The organism is Amycolatopsis sp. NPDC049691 (assembly GCF_040675005.1).
Lineage (GTDB): Bacteria > Actinomycetota > Actinomycetes > Mycobacteriales > Pseudonocardiaceae > Amycolatopsis.
The window spans coordinates 417,433-433,284 of sequence record NZ_JBFANX010000003.1 but is presented as its reverse complement, the minus strand read 5'-3'; the positions used below and the strand labels follow the sequence as shown (position 1 = coordinate 433,284).

Sequence of the window (15,852 nt, the reverse complement as noted above, 5' to 3'; positions counted from 1 at the left end):
GCCCGCTCCCGGGCTTTCACGGCCACCGCGCGGGACAGGCGGATTTGGTCCCCGGTGAAAGGGACTTCGTGCTCTGAACGGTGAGCACGCGAGCGGCAATGCTGACTCCCGAGACCCGCAGGAGGAACTGATGACCGCAACCGCCGGCCGGCCCGTAATCGCCGGGGTGGACGCTTCGGCGGCGTCCTTCGACGCCGTCCGCTGGGCCGCGAAAGAAGCCCGACGGCGCGGAACGACGCTGCAGCTCCTGCACGCCTGCGTCTTCGAAGGCGCCCCATCGCGCGCGCACGACTCGGAGCTGCTGCTCGAGCACGCTCACCGCTTCCTTCACCGCGCCGCCGAAATCGCCCGCGAGCAGGCGCCGGGCGTGCGGGTCGAGACCTCGGCGCGGCTCGGGCTGGCCGTCGATCTGCTGGTCGCCGAGTCCGGCGGCGCCGCGCTCGTCGTCCTCGGTTCGCACGGTCTCGGCGGGCTGCGCGGCGCGTTGATCGGTTCGGTCGCCTTGCGGGTCGCGGCCGGGGCGTTCTGCCCGGTCGTGGTCGTGCCCGAGGACCGGCCCGGGCGGACCGGTCCGATCGTCGTCGGCGTCGACCCGTCGGGCTCCAGCGAGCACGCTCTGCGGTTCGCCATCGAGGAAGCCGCCGCGATGCGGGCGCCGGTGCGGGTCGTGCACGCCTGGCACGACGGCCTGCTGGTGCCCGACGCGGACATCGGGAGCACCGAGCAGCGCGAGCTGGAAGCCCACCTCGCGAGCTGGGCCCGCAAGTACCCGGCGCTGGACATCACCGCACAGGCCGTGCGGGACCGCATCGCCTCGCGCGCGCTGCTGAACGCCGACCCCGACGCGCGGCTGATCGTCGTCGGCACCCGCGGCCGCGGGCCGGTCGCCGGCGGGGTCCTGGGGTCGACGGGCAACGCCCTGCTCGCGCACGCGGCCTGCCCGGTCGTGGTCGTGCACTGAAATCCAGGAGAGGAAACCGCCATGAAAGCACGCGACATCATGACGAGGCCGGTCGTGCGGGTCGGCCCGGGAACACCGGTGCGCGAGGCCATCGTGCTGCTCACCGAGCACTGCGTCGCGGCGCTGCCGGTGGTGGGCGAGGAGGACGCGGTACTGGGCGTGTTCACCGAGGCCGACGCGCTCCGCAGCGGCGTCGCCGGGGTAGGACCGGCCCCGGACGTGCTGGTGGCCGCGGTGATGACGGCGCCCGCCGAGACGGTCGGGCTCGACACCGACGTCACCGAAATCGCCCGGCACATGCTGGGCGACCGGCGGCGCAGCATCCCGGTGGTCGACGACGACGGTGTGCTCGTCGGCATCGTCAGCCGCCGCGACCTGCTCAGCCCGTTGGTGCGCCAGGACGATTCGGTCACCTCACACCTCAATGCGCTGCTGACCGACTACGCCGGGCACCGCGACCGGTGGGCGATCTCCGTCACCGGCGGCATGGTGACGATCCGGGGTGGCTTCACCGACGAGGCCGAGCGCCGCGTCGTGACGGCACTGGCGAAGACGGTTCACGGCGTCGTCGGCGTCGAGCTGTGGGAAGAAGCGTCGGTGCGGACCTGAAGATCCTTGTCGCGGTGGAAAAGGAGCGTGTCATGACCGACTACCCGGTCCGCGTCGAGGCGACGCTGGACGAACCGCTGTCCCGCGGGCTCTGGCTGGTGAAGTGGCTTCTCGCCGTCCCGCACTACGTCGTCCTGGCGTTCCTGTGGTTCGCCTACCCGTTCGTCACGATCGCCGCGTTCTTCGCGATCCTGGTGACCGGCCGCTATCCGCGCCCGCTCTTCGAGTTCACCTCGGGTGTGCTGCGCTGGAGCTGGCGGGTGCACTACTACTCCTACGCCGCGCTGGGCACCGACCGGTACCCGCCGTTCACCTTCGCCGACGTCCCGGACTACCCGGCGCGGCTCGAAATCGCCTATCCCGAACGGCTTTCGCGCGGGCTGGTCCTGGTGAAGTGGTGGCTGCTGGCGATCCCGCACCTCGTCGTCGTCGGCCTGTTCGTCGGCGGCGGCAGCTGGCTGGCGTCTCGCTCCGGAAGCGACGACTTCACCTGGGCCGCCGGTGGGCTCGTCGGCGTACTGGTCCTGGTCGCCGGGGTCGTTCTGCTGTTCACCGGCCGCTACCCCCGGCCGATCTTCGACTTCGTGCTCGGTATGGACCGCTGGGTGCTGCGGGTCGCGGCCTACGTGTCCCTGATGACCGACGAGTACCCGCCGTTCCGGCTCGACATGGGCGGCGCCGAAGCCGGCCACGAGCCGCCGCACCCGCCGGCGCACCCGGTCGGGCCCGCCGGCTGGACGAGCGGCCGGATCGCCGCCGCGGTGACCGGAGCCGTGCTGGTGCTGGGCTCGATGGGATTGCTGACCGGCGGCGGGGCACTGCTGTGGGCCGACCGCACCCAGCGCGACGCCGACGGCTACCTGACCGCATCGACCGACGTCGTCGCGAGCGGCTACGCGGTCATGACCGATCCCGTCCAGGTGCACGGCATCTCCGGGTTCACCGCTTTCGCCGGTGCCGTCCGGGTCCGGGCCACGAGCACGGACGGCCGCCCGGTGTTCGTCGGCATCGGCCGCTCGGACGCCGTCGCCGGCTACCTGGCCGGCACCGAGTACACCACCCTCGCCGACCGCCGCGCCGGCGACCGGACGCACCCGGGCGGCGCCCCGGCCGTCCCGCCCGGCGATGCCGGAGTGTGGGTGGCGAGCACGTCCGGCCCGGGCACCCAGGGCCTCGCCTGGCCGGTCCTGGACGGGCAGTGGACCGCCGTCGTGATGAACGCCGACTCCTCACGCGGGATCTCCGTGCGGGCGGAAGCCGGCGCGACCGCGCCCGCCGTCGGCTGGGTCGCGCTCGGCCTGCTGGTCATCGGGATCGCGATGCTGGCCGGCGGCGCCGCCCTGATCGGGATCGGGGCGCACCACGCTTCGCGGCACCCGGGCACGCCCACCACGCCCGAGCCGTCCACCGCGGACATCTGAGAAGGGAAGGACCATGCACGCGAAGCCGGGCGACTGGCTCGTCATCAAGGGCCCGCGGACCGGCGCGCCGGACCAGCGCGGCCGCATCCTCGAGGTGCACTCCGCCGACGGGACACCGCCGTACGTCGTCCGCTGGACCGCCGACGACCACGTGTCGACGGTGTTCCCCGGACCCGGCGCCGTGGTGCTCACCGCCGAGGAGGAGCAGGCCGCCGAAGTGCGGGCCCGCGCCCGGTACGACCGGATCCGGCACCTGATCCACGAGGAGGACAGCCAGCACGGCTTCACTGACGGCGCGATCGTCGCCGGGATCGACGGTTCGGCCTCCGCGGTGCAGGCCGCCGTCTGGGCCGGTGCGGAGGCCGTTCGCCGGGGCCGGCCGTTGCGGCTGGTGCAGGTGTACGCCCTGCCGCAGGTGAAGGCGCCGGTCGCGTTCGGCACCCACGAGCAGGTCCGGGCGGGTCTGGCCGAGCGGGCCGAAGGCTGGCTCGCCGACGCCCGGGCCGCCGTACTCGCCGAGCAGCCCGGCCTCGACGTCACCACGGCCGCCCGGGAGTGGAGCCCGGTCACCGCCTTGGTCCAGGAGTCGCAGCACGCCGAACTGCTGGTGCTGGGCTCGCGGGGACTGGGCGGCTTCACCGGGTTGCTGGTCGGCTCCACCGCGGTCGCCGTGGCCGCCCACACGCACTGCCCGATCGTCGTCGTCCGCGGCCGGAAGCCGCATGACCCGCCACCGGTCACCGGGCCGGTCGTCGTCGGCACCGACGGTTCGCCCGACAGCGACGCCGCGATCGCCTTCGCCTGCGAGGAGGCGCGGTTGCGCGGCACCGGACTCGTCGCGGTGCACACCTGGAGCGACGTCCTCGCCGACGGCACGCTCCGGCCGCACCCGATGGAGGAAAACCCGGACGACATAGCAACGGCGGAGCGCGTCAAACTCGCCGAGCAAGTCGTGGGCTGGCAGCGAAAGTACCCGGATCTGACGATCGAGCTCGAAGTCACGCGGGGCCGGCCGGTGCGGAGGCTGCTGGAGCGCGGCGAGCAGGCGCAGCTGATCGTGGTCGGCTGCCGTGGCGGCGGCGGGTTCACCGGCATGTTGCTCGGCTCGACCAGCCAGGCCCTGATCGCGCACTCGCCCTGCCCGGTGGCGGTGGTGCGGCCCCAACGGAACGGGAGGACGCCATGAACACCTGCAGTCGTGGGCCAAGGTGCGGCTGCCGGCCACAGTGGACATCTCCGGGGTGCACTCCGTCGGTTACGGGCGTGATCGCAAGAAGGGACGTAAGTCCCCGCGACCGGTGACCGACGCCAGCGGTCACCGGAGTCCGTCCTTCCTAGGTTGGGAGGTGACAGGAAAGGAACTTCCGATGCGCGCACGCGACCTGATGACTTCGCCGGTGATCACCGTGCAGCCGTGGACTTCGGCCAAGGAGGCGGCTGAGCTGCTGTCCATGCACGGATTCACCGCGCTACCCGTGGTCGACGACGACGGCGGCCTGATCGGCATCGTCACCGAGGCCGACCTGATCCGCGGCCGGATCCCCGCCGACCCGCGCCAAGCCCACCGGCACCACGATGCCGCCGTCGCCGGGACGACGGTCGGGGACGTGATGACCAGTCCCGTCACCGCGATGGGCACCGGCGCCGACGTCGCGGAGCTGTGCCAGGCGCTGGTGGACGCCCGCATCCGGGCGATGCCGATCGTCGACGGCTCGGCCGTCGTCGGCATCGTCACCCGCGGCGACGTCGTCCGCATGCTCGCGCGGGAGGACACCGACATCGCCCGGGACGTCAAGCACCGCTTGGAAATCTACGGCGGCACCGGCCGCTGGAAGATCGACGTCCGCGACGGCCACGTCCACATCACCGACCAGTACGACGACGACACCGACCGGCACGTAGCCCAGTTGCTGGCGCTCGCCGTGCCCGGCGTCGTCGCCGCCGACACCGCCTACGCGGGTGAGGAGCAGACACGATGACCACCGACCCGAGGATCACCGTCGGCGTGGACGGCTCGGCGGGCTCGACCGCCGCCGTCACGTGGGCGGCGAAGCTCGCCTCCCGGCGGCACCTCCAGCTCAAGATCGTGCACGGGCTGCAGGTCGCCGGCCTCTACTACGGCGGCGGCATGACCGGCATCGGCGCGGCGACGCTGTTCGAAGCGGTCCAGAAGGACGGCGAACGCGCCATCGCCGACGCCCGCGCGTTGGCCACGTCGATCGACAAGGACCTCGTCCTCACGACCGAGCTGCCCAACGATCCGCCGGTACCCGTCCTGATCGAAGAGTCCCGGCACGCCCGGCTGCTCGTCGTCGGCCGGACCGGCACCGGCGGGTTCGCCGACATGCTCCTCGGCGGAACCGCGGCGTCGGTCGCCGGTCACGCCCACTGCCCGGTCGCGGTCGTCCGCGGCCGGCAGCGCTCCACAGCCGTTCCGGAGACCGGCCCGGTCGTGGTCGGCGTCGACGGCAGCCCGAACAGCGAGCAGGCCATCGCCGTCGCGTTCGAGGAGGCTTCGCTGCGCGGGACACCGCTGATCGCGGTGCACGCCTGGACCGACGTGACCTACGAGGACGCTTTCGGCAGTGCACGCATCCTGACCCAGCCGGAATCCCTCGAAGAGGGGGAGGAGCGGCTGCTCGGCCAGCGGCTCGCGGGGTGGCAGGAGAAGTACCCCGACGTCGAGGTCCGCCGCAAGCTGGTCCGCGACCGGCCACGGCACGTCCTGCTCGAGGAGAGCAAGGCGGCCCAGCTGGTCGTCGTCGGCAGCCGTGGCCGTGGCGGCTTCACCGGCATGCTCCTGGGCTCGACCAGCCAGGCGCTCGTCCAGCACGCCGACTGCCCGGTGCTCGTGGTCCGCCCGGAGCCGGAGGCATGACCGCCGTCGACGCCCGCCCCGCGGTCCTCGGCAGCACCGAGCTGGCTCAGGTGGATGCGCTCTGGCGGGCGGCGAACTACCTTTCGGCCGGCCAGATCTACCTGATGGCCAATCCGTTGCTGCGCGAACCGCTCCGGCCCGAGCACGTCAAGCCGAGACTGCTCGGGCACTGGGGGACCTCGCCCGGCCTCAACTTCGTCTACGCCCACCTCGATCGCGCGATCCTCGCCCACGACCTGAACGCCATACTCGTCACCGGCCCGGGCCACGGCGGCCCGGCGCTGCTGGCGAACACGTGGCTGGAAGGCAGCTACACCGAAGCGTGGCCGGAGGTCACGCGGGACACGGGTGGCATGCGGGAGCTGTTCAAGCAGTTCTCGTTCCCTGGCGGTGTTCCCAGCCATGTCGCGCCTCAGGTGCCCGGCTCGATCCACGAGGGCGGGGAGCTGGGCTACTCGCTGGCGCACGCCTTCGGTGCGGCCTTCGACAATCCCGGTTTGCTCGTCGCTTGCGTGGTCGGTGACGGCGAAGCCGAGACCGGCCCGCTGGCGACGTCGTGGCACGCCAACAAGTTCCTCGATCCGGTCCGCGACGGCGCGGTGCTGCCGATCCTGCACCTCAACGGCTACAAGATCGCCAACCCGACCGTGCTGTCGCGCATCGCGCCGGCCGAGCTGGACGCGTTGCTGCGCGGCTACGGCTACGAGCCGATCTACGTCGAGGGCAGCGATCCGGAGACGATGCACCAGGCGATGGCCGCCGCGCTCGACTCGGCGGTCGCCACCCTCGCGCGGCGGCGCGGGGTGTGGCCGATGATCGTGCTGCGCAGCCCCAAGGGCTGGACCGGACCGTCCGTTGTGGACGGAAAGCCGGTCGAAGGGACCTGGCGCGCCCACCAGGTCCCGCTGGCGGAAGTCCGCAAGAACCCGGAGCACCTGAAGCAGCTGGAGCAGTGGCTGCGCTCCTACCGTCCGGAGGAGCTGTTCGACTCCCGTGGCCGTCCGGTCGCCGACGTCACGGCGATGATCCCCGCGGGGGAGCGGCGGATGGGCGCGAACCCGCACGCCAACGGCGGCATTCTGCTGCGGCCCCTCGCGCTGCCGGACACCGCGGCTCACGCCGTGGACGTGCCGAGCCCGGGCGCGACGGCGGCCGAGCCGACCCGGGTGCTGGGGCGGTTCCTGCGGGACGTCTTCGCGCTCAACGCCGACCGGGCGAACTTCCGCCTGTTCGGGCCGGACGAGACGGCGTCCAACCGGCTGGACGCGGTCTACGACGTCACCGGCAAGCAGTGGCAGGCCGCCGTCGAACCGGTCGACGAGCACCTGTCGGCCGACGGCCGGGTGCTGGAGGTGCTCTCGGAACACCTGTGCCAGGGCTGGCTCGAGGGCTATCTGCTGTCGGGGCGGCACGGGCTGTTCTCGTGCTACGAGGCGTTCGTGCACATCGTCGACTCGATGGTGAACCAGCACATCAAGTGGCTGCGGGTGCACCGGCAGATCCCGTGGCGGCGCCCGGTGGCGTCGCTGAACTACCTGCTCACTTCGCACGTGTGGCGGCAGGACCACAACGGGTTCTCCCACCAGGACCCGGGTTTCGTCGACCACGTGGCGAACAAGAGCTCCGAGGTCGTGCGGATCTACTTCCCGCCGGACACCAACACCTTGCTGGAGGTCGCGGCGCACTGCCTGCGCAGCCGCGACTACGTGAACGTGGTGGTGGCGGGCAAGAACGACACACCCAACTGGCTCAACGCCGAGCAGGCCGCGCTGCACTGCGCCCGCGGCGTGAGCATCTGGGAGTGGGCGAGCACGCACACCGACCGGGAGCCCGACGTCGTCCTCGCTTGCGCCGGCGACGCCCCGACCCTGGAGATCCTGGCCGCCGCGAAGATCTTGCGGGAAGAGCTGCCGGACCTGGCGGTGCGGGTGGTGAACGTGGTCGACCTGATGCGGTTGCAGCCGGAGGCCGAGCACCCGCACGGTCTCGGCGATCGCGAGTTTGACGCGCTGTTCACCCCGGACCGCCCGGTGATCTTCGCCTACCACGGTTACCCGTGGCTGATCCACCGGCTGGCCTACCGGCGCACGAACCACGCGGGGATGCACGTGCGCGGGTACACCGAGCACGGCACCACGACCACGCCGTTCGACATGCTGGTGCTCAACCACATGGACCGGTTCCAGCTGGTGATCGACGTGATCGACCGGGTGCCGGGCCTGGTCGCGACGGCGGGCGTGCTGCGGCAGCGGATGACCGAGGCCCAGGGCCGGCACGGCCGGTGGATCCGCGAGCACGGCGAGGACCTGCCGGAGATCCGGAACTGGGCCTGGGAGGACTGAGAGGAGGGGCCGCCGCAGTCACACCGCGGCGGCCCTTCGCGGCTCCACTCAGCGCAGCGACAGCGCGAATTCGACGTATGGCCCGGTCCCCTGGCGGGCGGGGTCCGGAACCAGCACGCCACGCACGCCTCCGTTCGGATGACGGTCGTGCTCCGAAGCCCACGCGAACAGGGCACCGACCGCGACCTCCACCTGGCTTCCGGCGACCCAGGGCCCGGGCGTCTCCTGCCGGACGAACGCTTCCTGGTGCGCCGGCTCCGTGCGCAGGGTCAGATCCGGGAACCCGGCCGCGATCTCGGCAGCCTGGTCGTCGGGCACCGGCCAGCACCACTCGACCGGGCCGTCGCTGTCTTCGCTCACCTCCCCGTGGTAGATCGTGAACGGTGCACCCGCCGTCCCCTCGACCCGCGGAACGCCGCCCCCGCGCAACCGGTGGATGAACAGTTCCCGCGTCATGGGTTCCAGCTCGTCCTGGTTCACCCTGCTGACCAAGCTGAGCAGCCTTCGCTCAGGGATGTCGCGAACAGTGACCTCGTACATGGCGGCCTTCTTCCCGTGAAGGTGATCAACGAGGCGGCCCACCAGCACGCGCTGGGCGGCGTGGTCGGCTTCGGCGTCGGCCCAGTAGGCGCGGATCTCCTCGGCGGCCGCTTCGGGATCCAACGCCAAGATGGCCCGGATCCGGGCCAGCGGGACACCGACGCGGCGCAGCGAGGCCACCATGCGGGCCCGGTCCAGTTGCGTGACCGCGTACCAGCGATAGCCGTTGTCCGCGTCGACGCGGGCCGGCACCAGCAAACCGAGTTCGTCGTACAGCCGCAGTGCCTTGGGCGACAGCCGCGACAGTCGCGAGAACTCACCGATACCGACCATGCTCATGCGGGCTCCTCGTCCCGGGCGGACACCCGGTCACGACCACTCTGCGGCTTTCCCGAGGGTGAAGGTCAACAGCCGCCACGCCTGGGTCGACCCCTGGCGCCGTTCAGAGCCGAGTTGGTCGATGCGGTGTGGAAGCCGTGGGCAAAGACCCGGAACGACATGCGGTGGCGTTGGTGAGGTGGACCGCGGGCAGCGCCGCGAACTCCGCCGGCCGGTGGGTGACCACCAGCGTGGACCGGCCATCCGTCGCCGTCAGCACGTCGGCCGCCAAAGCCGCCGCCGTTGGGGCGTCCAAATGGGCCGTGGGTTCGTCGAGCAGCAGGATCGGACGGTCCGACAGCAGCGCGCGGGCCACCCCGATGCGCTGGCGTTCGCCGCCCGACACCGTGGTTCCGTGGGTGCCCAATGCCGTGTCGAGGCCGTCGGGCAGTGCACGCAGCCAGGGTCCCAGCTGAGCCAGGTCCAGGGCGGCCCGAAGCTCGGAGTCGGCGGCAGCGGGCCGGGCCAGGCGGAGGTTCTCCCGCAGCGTGCTGTCGAACAGGTGCGTTTCCGGTCCGCACCAGGCGATCTGGTCCCGCACCGAGTCGCCGTCGTAGGTGCGGGTGTCGACGTCGTCGAGCAGGACGCGACCGGCCGTCGGGGTGAGGTAGCGCATCAGCGCCGCGACCACGGTGCTCTTGCCTGCGCCGGACCGGCCGGTCAGCGCGAGCCGCCGGCCGGGGCCGAGCCGCAGGGTGACGTCTCGGACCACGTCGTGGCGGCTGTCCGGCCAGCGGACGGCGAGCCGCTCGGCCGCCACTTCCACCGCGACGGGCGCGGGGACCACGGGCTCGGGCTGCGAGGCCGGGACCGCGTCGAGGTCGGCGAGCCGGCGCGCGGCGTGCCCGGCGCCGAGGAGCCGTTGCGCCGCCTCCGGCAAGCCGGCCACCAGTTCGGCGGTCGCGAGCGGCGTCAGCGCCAGCACGGCCAGGGCCGGCCCGGGGATGGTGCCCGCTCGCACGGCCAGGATGCCCAGCACGAGGCAGGCGACCGACGTCAGGCCGACGCCGAGCGTCGCGATCCCCGAGCCGAGCCCGCGCCGGATCGCGGACCGCCGGGCGAGGGTGGTCAGTCCGCCGTCGAGCTCCCGCAGCCGGTGGTGCCGGCGCATCGCCGCGTCGTGGACGATCAGGTCGGCCGAGGCCTGGAGCAACTCGACGGTGCCGGCGGCGAGCTCGGTCCGCAGCCGGGCGGTTTCGCGCTGCGCCCGGCGGGCCGTCACCGCCGCGACCAGCGGGGCGAGGATCCCGGCCGCGAACAGGCCCACGGCGGCCGCGAGCCCAGCACCGGGCAGGATCACGCCCAGCGTGACCGCGGTCGCGGCGAGCACGGTGAACGTCGAGATGCCCGGGACCAGACCGCGGACCAGGACGTCCTGTTGGCTGTCCACATCGGACACCAGGCGGTGCAACAGGTCGCCGCGGCGAAGGCGCGACGTGCGGGCGGGACCGATCCGGACCAGCCGGTCCCAGATCCGCACGCGCAGTTCGGTGAGCGCGCGCAGGGCGACGTCGTGGGACAGCAGGCGCTCGAGATAGCGCAGGATGCCCTTGGCCAGGCCGAAAGTGCGTACGGCGACGATCGCCACCATGAGGCTCAGCACCGGCGGGTGCAGCGCGGCGCCGGCGATCAGCCACGACGACGTCGCGGTCAGCGCCACTCCGCAGCCCAGTGCGGCGGTCGCGGCGAGGCACGCCAGGGCGAGGCGCCACCGGTACGGGCGCACAGCGTCCAGCAGCGGCCGCCACGTCGAGCCCGATCCCGCCGTGGTGGCCGCTTCGGCGGCCGGTGCGGCTACGGCGGGGCGAGTCGCGGCCGGGGCGACGGCGGGTGCCGGCAACGTGGCGGTCGCACTGAGCGGCGCGCCGAGGGTGACGACCCGGTCGCACCGGGCCAGCACCGCGGGGTGGTGGCTGATGATCACGGCGGTCCGCCCGGCGAGCACCGCGGGCAGCCGGTCGAGGACGGCTGCCTCGGTCTCCGCGTCGACGCCCTCGGTGGGTTCGTCGAGCAGGATCAGGGGCCGGTCGAGCAGGACAGCGCGGGCCAGTGCGACGCGGCGGCGCTGCCCGGTGGACAGCCCGGCGCCGAGTTCGCCGACCACTGTGGACAGCGGGACGTCGAGTGCTGCGGTGTCGGCGGCCGCGGCCACGGCGTCGTCGGTGGCGTCGGGGGAGCCGAGCCGGATGTTCTCCGCCACGGTGCCGGCGACGAGGTGCGGTTGCTGCGGGACCCAGGCGAGGTGCCGGTGCCAGGTGGCGCGGCCGATGCCGGCGAGATCCACGTCCCCGAGCAGGACCCGGCCGTGGTCGGGACGCCGCCAGCCGAGCAGGACGTCGAGCAGGGTGGACTTCCCGGCGCCGCTCGGCCCGGTCACGCCGACGATCTCGCCGGCCGGGACACGGAGGGTGAACCGGTCGAGGATCGGCCCGGACCGCCCTTCGACCGTGACGTCTTCACACCGCAGCGCCACCTGCGTGAGGTCGGGAACGGTGCGGGTGCCGGTGTCGCCGGTGGGGGTGTCGGCGAGGGCGATGATCTCTTCGGCCGCGGCGAGTCCTTCGGCGCTGTCGTGGAACCGGGCACCGACCGCGCGCAGCGGCAGGTAGACCTCCGGCGCGAGGATCAGCACGACCAACGCGGTTCGAAGGTCGAGTTCACCGGCCAGCAGGCGCAGGCCGATCGACACGGCGACGACGGCGACCGACAGCGTGGCCAGCAGCTCCAGGGCCAGCGCGGACAGGAACGCGACGCGCAGCGTCTTCAGGGTCTGGGTGCGGTACTTCTCGGTGATCTCCCGCAGCGACCGGAGCTGGGCCCGCGCCCGGCCGAACGCCGTCAGCTCGGCCAGGCCGGCCACGAGGTCGAGGAAGTGGTTGCCCAGCACCGAAAGCGTCTTCCACTGTCGCCGGACATCACGCTGCGTGTAGAGGCCGATGAGGATCATGAAGAGCGGGATCAGCGGCACCGTGAACCCCACGATGACCGCGGCGACCCAGTCGGCGAGCAGGATCCGCACCCCGACGACCAGTGGGACGACCGAGGCGATCAGCAGCTGCGGCAGGTAACGGGCGAAGTATCCTTCGAGCCGGTCGACGCCGTGCGTGGCCAGGGCCGCGACCTCCGCGGGGGACCGGTCCGCCCGGCGCGGCCCGATCCGCAGCGCGGCCGCGATGACCGCCTCCCGCAGCTGCGAGAGGGCACGGGCGGCGGCGCGGTGGGCGGTCGTTTCCGACAGCCACGCGAGGCCGGCTCGGGCGAGCACGACGAGCAGGAGCAGGCCCAGCGGCAGCGCCAGGCTGGGGAGACCGAAGCCGTCGAGGAACGCCCAGGTGATCGTCTTCGCCACCAGCTCCGCCTGGGCGAGCACCAGCATCGCGGTGAGCACGCCCAGCGCGGCGCAGGCCAGGACGAACGGCCGTACCGCGCTCGCGTGGCGCAGCAGCCGCGGGTCGAGGGGCTTCACCGGTGGCCCGCCGGCAGGCCGCCGCCGGCCGGGATCGATGCCCGGCTGATCCGCTTGCGGAACACCCAGTACGTCCAGGCCTGGTAGGCCAGCACGATCGGGGTGAACGCAACCGCCACCCAGGTCATGATCTGCAGCGTGTACGGCGTCGAGGACGCGTTGGTCGTGGTCAGGCTGAACGCCGGGTCGGTCGTCGAGGGCAGGACGTCCGGGTAGAGCGACCAGAACAGCGTGAAGGTGACCGCGGTGATCGCGGCGGCGGTGCTCGCGAAGGCGAGGCCGTCCCGCTCGCCCGCGGTGAACAGCACGCCTGCGACCAGCAGCAGCGCGGCGACCAGCGAGGTCAGCCAGGACCAGCCGCCGTGCTCGATCGCGGTGTAGGCCAGGAACACGCCGCCGAAAACGATTGCGGCGCCGCCGAGCGCGCGGCTCAGCGTCCGGGCGCGGTCGCGCAGCGCGTCGGTCGTCTTCAGGGCGAGGAACACCGCGCCGTGGAAGGTGAACAGGCTGAGCGTGGCCAGCCCGCCGAGCAGGGCGTACGGGTTGAGCAGCGTGAAGAACGTGCCGGTGAAGTGGTGCTGCGCGTCCAGCGGGACGCCGTGGACGATGTTGCCGAACGCGACGCCCCACAGCAGCGCGGGCGCGGCGGAGCCGAAGACGATGACCCAGTCCCAGGTGTTCCGCCAGCGCGGGCTGTCGATCTTGCCGCGGAACTCGAACGCGACCCCGCGCAGGATCAGCGCGACGAGCACGAGCAACAGCGCGAGGTAGAAGCCGGAAAACAGGCTCGAGTACCAGAGCGGGAAGGCGGCGAACGTGGCGCCGCCGGCGACGAGCAGCCAGACCTCGTTGCCGTCCCACACCGGGCCGATCGTGTTGATCAGCACGCGGCGGTCGGTGTCGTCGCGGCCGAGGACGCGCAGCAGGGTGCCGACGCCGAAGTCGAAGCCTTCGAGGACGAAGTAGCCGGTCCAGAGGACGGCGATGAGCAGGAACCAGATGTCGGTGAGGGCCATGGCGCTGCTCCGTCAGTAGGCGAAGGCCGCGGGGCGCGGCTCGTCGGTCTCGGGTTCGGGGGCTTCGGGTGGTGGCGGACCGGCCTTGGCGTAGCGGACCATCAGGACGCCGTCGACGACGGCGAGCACGCCGTAGAGCACGGTGAACACGATCAGCGAGGTCAGCACGCTGCCCGCGGAGACGGTGGGCGACACGGAGTCGGCGGTCTTGAGGACCCCGAACACCGACCACGGCTGGCGGCCCATCTCGGTGAAGATCCAGCCGACGCTGTTGGCCAGGAACGGCAGCGCGATCCCGAGCGTCGCGACGGGGAAGAACCAGCGGGCGCGCGGGGTGCGGCCGCGGCGGAACAGCCAGAGCCCGACCAGCGAGATCAGCAGGCAGAGGAAGCCGAAGCCGATCATCAGGCGGAACGTCCAGTAGGCGACCGGGATGTCGGGCCGGTATTCGCCGGGCCCGTACTGCCGCTGTTCGGCGGCCTGGAGATCGTTGATGCCCTCGACCCGGCCGTCGAATTTCCCGGTGGCCATGAAGGACAGGACACCGGGGACGCGGATGCTGAACTTCTCCTGCGAGCCGTCGAGCGAGCCGATGGTGAACAGCGAGAACGACGCGGGCGCGACGGTGTCGTAGAGCGCTTCGGCGGCGGCCATCTTCATCGGCTGCTGCTGGGTCATCAGGCGCGCCTGCAGGTCACCGGTGACGATGACGCCGAGGCTGGCGATCAGCACGGTGACCAGGGCGAGCTTCATCGACGGCCGGAACACGTCGGCGTTGCGGCCCTTCCGCAGCTGCCAGGCGCTGATGCCGACGACGAACATGCCGGCGGTGAGGAAGCAGGCGGTGATGGTGTGCGCGAAGGCGCCGACGGCGGTCGAGTTGGTGAGGACGGCGCCGAAGTCCTTGAGCTCCGCGCGGCCGGTGGCGGGGTTGACCGCGGAGCCGACCGGGTGCTGCATCCAGGAGTTGGCGGCGAGGATGAAGTACGCCGAGAGCACGGTGCCGATCGAGGCGAGCCAGATCGTGGCCAGGTGCAGTTTCTTCGGCAGCTTGTCCCAGCCGAAGATCCACAGCCCGAGGAACGTCGACTCGAGGAAGAACGCGAGCAGGCCCTCGATGGCCAGCGGCGCGCCGAAGATGTCGCCGACGAAGGTGCTGTAGTCCGACCAGTTCATCCCGAACTGGAACTCCTGCACGATGCCGGTCGCCACCCCCATGGCGAAGTTTATGAGGAACAGCTTCCCCCAGAACTTCGTCATCCGGCGGTAGCGGTCGTTCCCGGTGCGCACCCAGGCGGTCTGCATCCCGGCGACCAGGAACGACAGCCCGATGGTCAGCGGGACGAAGATGAAGTGGTAGACGGTGGTGATCCCGAACTGCCATCGCGCCAGGTCGAGGTTGCTCATCCGGATCTCCTGATCGGGCGGACGGATGTTGACCTCGGCAGCATCCGGTGTGCGGGCCCTCCGGCGAGAGGGTCCTTGGTCACTTCCCCGACGGTCTCGGGTCCCTGCCGCCCAGGGCCCTGTGGTCGTACGCTGATCTCCGTCGAACCGGATTTCGGGAGGTCGGATGCTTCGGGTGTTTCTCGTCGATGATCACGAGGTCGTGCGTCGCGGGGTGGCCGATCTGCTGGACGAGGACGAGGGCCTGACGGTGATCGGGCAGGCCGGCAGCGTCTCCCAGGCGTTGGCGCGGATCCCGGCGTTGAACCCGGACGTGGCCGTGCTCGACGTGCGGCTGCCGGACGGCAACGGGATCGAGCTGGCGCGGGAGCTGCGGTCGAAGCTGCCGGAGCTCAAGTGCTTGATGCTGACGTCGTTCACCGACGAGCAGGCGATGCTGGACGCGGTGCTGGCCGGGGCGAGCGGGTTCGTGATCAAGGACATCAAGGGCATGGACCTGGTCTCGGCGGTGCACGAGGTCGGCGCCGGCAAGTCCCTGCTGGACGCGCACGCGGCGGCGGCGCTGATGGCGAAGCTGCGCGACAGCCAGACGAAGAAGGGGCCGCTGGCCGATCTGTCCGATCAGGAGCGGAAGCTGCTGGAGCTGATCGGGGAGGGCCTGACCAACCGGCAGATCTCGGAACGGATGTTCCTGGCGGAGAAGACGGTGAAGAACTACGTCTCCCGGCTGCTGACCAAGCTCGGGATGGAACGCCGGACGCAGGCGGCCGTTCTGGCCACCGAGCTCCGCAACCAGGGCGAGTGAATCCCGGCCACATCGGTGACGGGCGGTCG

At 71.9% G+C, this 15,852-nt stretch carries 12 protein-coding genes and 1 pseudogene; 9 read left to right on the top strand and 4 right to left on the bottom strand.

Annotated elements, in window-relative coordinates; all coding sequences use genetic code 11:
- Nucleotides 1–130 precede the first annotated feature (130 nt).
- The 8 genes and pseudogenes from AB0J40_RS09115 (at nt 131) to AB0J40_RS09080 (ending at nt 8,211) form a co-directional block, all read left to right on the top strand.
- Nucleotides 131–961, top strand: a complete 831-nt coding sequence (locus tag AB0J40_RS09115) for a universal stress protein (protein ID WP_364449703.1) — start codon at nt 131–133, stop codon at nt 959–961.
- A 21-nt stretch (nt 962–982) separates the two neighbouring features.
- The gene (locus AB0J40_RS09110; RefSeq protein ID WP_364449700.1) at nt 983–1,570 is read left to right on the top strand and encodes a CBS domain-containing protein; all 588 of its coding nucleotides are present in this window, start codon (nt 983–985) and stop codon (nt 1,568–1,570) included.
- A gap of 32 nt (nt 1,571–1,602) precedes the next feature.
- Nucleotides 1,603–2,991 carry a DUF4389 domain-containing protein gene (locus tag AB0J40_RS09105; protein WP_364449698.1) on the top strand — a complete coding sequence of 463 codons (1,389 nt, stop codon included), beginning with the start codon at nt 1,603–1,605 and terminating at the stop codon, nt 2,989–2,991.
- A 13-nt stretch (nt 2,992–3,004) separates the two neighbouring features.
- Nucleotides 3,005–3,166: pseudogene (locus AB0J40_RS09100) on the top strand (DUF1918 domain-containing protein); the annotation flags it as partial.
- 81 nt (nt 3,167–3,247) lie between these two features.
- Nucleotides 3,248–4,177, top strand: a complete 930-nt coding sequence (locus AB0J40_RS09095) for a universal stress protein (RefSeq protein ID WP_364450078.1) — start codon at nt 3,248–3,250, stop codon at nt 4,175–4,177.
- A gap of 181 nt (nt 4,178–4,358) precedes the next feature.
- Nucleotides 4,359–4,970 (top strand): CBS domain-containing protein, encoded by a 612-nt coding sequence (locus AB0J40_RS09090; protein ID WP_364449696.1) that lies wholly within the window; start codon nt 4,359–4,361, stop codon nt 4,968–4,970.
- Nucleotides 4,967–5,869: a universal stress protein gene (locus AB0J40_RS09085; RefSeq protein WP_364449693.1), complete on the top strand. Its 903-nt coding sequence runs from the start codon at nt 4,967–4,969 to the stop codon at nt 5,867–5,869. Before AB0J40_RS09090 ends, AB0J40_RS09085 begins: the two co-directional genes overlap by 4 nt.
- Complete coding sequence (locus AB0J40_RS09080; protein WP_364449691.1) at nt 5,866–8,211, top strand: phosphoketolase family protein; 2,346 nt, start codon at nt 5,866–5,868, stop codon at nt 8,209–8,211. Before AB0J40_RS09085 ends, AB0J40_RS09080 begins: the two co-directional genes overlap by 4 nt.
- Before the next feature lie 48 nt (nt 8,212–8,259).
- Here AB0J40_RS09080 and AB0J40_RS09075 read toward each other — a convergent pair whose 3' ends face one another.
- The 4 genes from AB0J40_RS09075 to AB0J40_RS09060 form a co-directional block, all read right to left on the bottom strand.
- Nucleotides 8,260–9,090, bottom strand: coding sequence for a helix-turn-helix domain-containing protein (locus AB0J40_RS09075; protein WP_364449689.1), 831 nt, complete (start codon nt 9,088–9,090; stop codon nt 8,260–8,262).
- 103 nt (nt 9,091–9,193) lie between these two features.
- Complete coding sequence (gene cydD / locus AB0J40_RS09070; protein ID WP_364449686.1) at nt 9,194–12,595, bottom strand: thiol reductant ABC exporter subunit CydD; 3,402 nt, start codon at nt 12,593–12,595, stop codon at nt 9,194–9,196.
- Nucleotides 12,592–13,611, bottom strand: coding sequence for a cytochrome d ubiquinol oxidase subunit II (gene cydB / locus AB0J40_RS09065; protein ID WP_364449684.1), 1,020 nt, complete (start codon nt 13,609–13,611; stop codon nt 12,592–12,594). The genes cydD and cydB overlap by 4 nt, the downstream gene beginning before the upstream one ends.
- Before the next feature lie 12 nt (nt 13,612–13,623).
- Nucleotides 13,624–15,018, bottom strand: a complete 1,395-nt coding sequence (locus AB0J40_RS09060; protein WP_364449681.1) for a cytochrome ubiquinol oxidase subunit I — start codon at nt 15,016–15,018, stop codon at nt 13,624–13,626.
- Nucleotides 15,019–15,184: 166 nt separating this feature from the next.
- Here AB0J40_RS09060 and AB0J40_RS09055 point away from each other — a divergent pair, with 166 nt between their 5' ends.
- Complete coding sequence (locus AB0J40_RS09055; RefSeq protein WP_364449678.1) at nt 15,185–15,823, top strand: response regulator transcription factor; 639 nt, start codon at nt 15,185–15,187, stop codon at nt 15,821–15,823.
- The last annotated feature ends 29 nt before the right edge of the window (nt 15,824–15,852 follow it).

Coding starts and splice junctions, on each gene's coding strand:
- AB0J40_RS09085 (WP_364449693.1), top strand. CDS start 4,967: ATGACCACCGACCCGAGGATCACCGTCGGCGTGGACGGCTCGGCGGGC.
- AB0J40_RS09075 (WP_364449689.1), bottom strand. CDS start 9,090: ATGAGCATGGTCGGTATCGGTGAGTTCTCGCGACTGTCGCGGCTGTCG.
- AB0J40_RS09105 (WP_364449698.1), top strand. CDS start 1,603: ATGACCGACTACCCGGTCCGCGTCGAGGCGACGCTGGACGAACCGCTG.
- AB0J40_RS09090 (WP_364449696.1), top strand. CDS start 4,359: ATGCGCGCACGCGACCTGATGACTTCGCCGGTGATCACCGTGCAGCCG.
- AB0J40_RS09055 (WP_364449678.1), top strand. CDS start 15,185: ATGCTTCGGGTGTTTCTCGTCGATGATCACGAGGTCGTGCGTCGCGGG.
- AB0J40_RS09060 (WP_364449681.1), bottom strand. CDS start 15,018: ATGAGCAACCTCGACCTGGCGCGATGGCAGTTCGGGATCACCACCGTC.
- AB0J40_RS09080 (WP_364449691.1), top strand. CDS start 5,866: ATGACCGCCGTCGACGCCCGCCCCGCGGTCCTCGGCAGCACCGAGCTG.
- cydB (WP_364449684.1), bottom strand. CDS start 13,611: ATGGCCCTCACCGACATCTGGTTCCTGCTCATCGCCGTCCTCTGGACC.
- AB0J40_RS09110 (WP_364449700.1), top strand. CDS start 983: ATGAAAGCACGCGACATCATGACGAGGCCGGTCGTGCGGGTCGGCCCG.
- AB0J40_RS09115 (WP_364449703.1), top strand. CDS start 131: ATGACCGCAACCGCCGGCCGGCCCGTAATCGCCGGGGTGGACGCTTCG.